Source organism: Bacteroides gallinaceum (genome assembly GCF_030373775.1).
GTDB lineage: Bacteria > Bacteroidota > Bacteroidia > Bacteroidales > Bacteroidaceae > Phocaeicola > Phocaeicola excrementipullorum.
In genome coordinates, this window is record NZ_JAUDEN010000074.1 from 1 (window position 1) to 1,033 (window position 1,033).

Genomic DNA, 1,033 nt, shown 5'->3' on the forward strand with positions numbered 1-1,033 from the left:
AAAGAAATACAGAAAGAATCAAATAATTAAGGCAATGAAAGGACTTTGTTTGACAATCATTTTTGGAACTTTGAGCGCGATTTGTAGTATCTGTAAAGCGCAGGAAGTGAAAATCGACTTTAACTTGACGTATGACAAGTCGAAAAACGAGATGACTTTGACTGTTTCCAATATGGGGGATAATGATGTTTTTCTGATTAATCAAGATCGGGGTACTTCTGCCGGCAGTCATATTTTTTTGTATTATAAAACATTTGATGGCATTTCTGCTTCAAGAACTTTGCCGTTGATGGATTATGATTCGCAAAATAGAAGGTGGATTCCATTGAAAGAATTGCCGGCCGGGCAACAGTTCATACAGGTATATAATTTGACTCAGGCACTTGCGTGGAATGCAAGAAAAGCTCAGGTCTTTTTGGCGGTAGCTTATAGGAAGGACAATCGTTTTGAATCGGAACATTTACATAAGGAATTTGTTTTCTAGCTGTTTAGTTGTGCATAAGATTGGAAAATTATTTTATTTTGCGGAGCGGTGAAATGCCGCTCCTGCTTCTCTGTCTGCTGGCATGTTTCCATCGGGATGTTCCGGTAGACATGTCTTCCTTGTGGCGGACGGGAGCGGCTGTATCCGTCTATCTTGCTGTCCGGCTGTATCTGGAGCTGGATTGCTGAAGTACTGGAACCGGTGAAAATATGACTTTGGGTATCAGATGCAACGGCAATCAGTCACAAATGCAGCTATACTTCACGAGATTATCTCTTTCCCAATGAATAATTTGCAACGATGGAAGGCAAAAATCCGATAACGGATATTGTCTTTTCCAAGAATTGTTATACCTTTACATCAGAAGAGTTATTTGACAGCACCGCAAATCGCTGAAATTGGCACGGTTGCCAAATCGTTACCTCTGATTCTCAAATACTCCGCTAAACGTTTATTCTTCAATCGGTTGTATCTAACTGATGAAAATCTTAGAAACTGTTTTGAATTTATCGTGTGCTGATTTGGGATGAGTTTTTGAGGCATTTCCGT

General features: G+C 39.9%; 2 protein-coding genes and 1 pseudogene. 2 read left to right on the forward strand and 1 reads right to left on the reverse strand.

All coding sequences use genetic code 11. The annotated features are described in order from the left end of the window. Positions 1-484, forward strand: a 484-nt coding sequence (locus QUW60_RS14995) for a hypothetical protein (protein ID WP_289561500.1), incomplete at its 5' end; no start/stop codon positions are given. Positions 485-522: 38 nt separating this feature from the next. Beyond that, positions 523-672, forward strand: a complete 150-nt coding sequence (locus tag QUW60_RS15000) for a hypothetical protein (protein WP_289561502.1) — start codon at positions 523-525, stop codon at positions 670-672. Positions 673-853: 181 nt separating this feature from the next. Here QUW60_RS15000 and QUW60_RS15005 read toward each other — a convergent pair. Further along, positions 854-1,033: pseudogene (locus QUW60_RS15005) on the reverse strand (hypothetical protein); the annotation flags it as partial.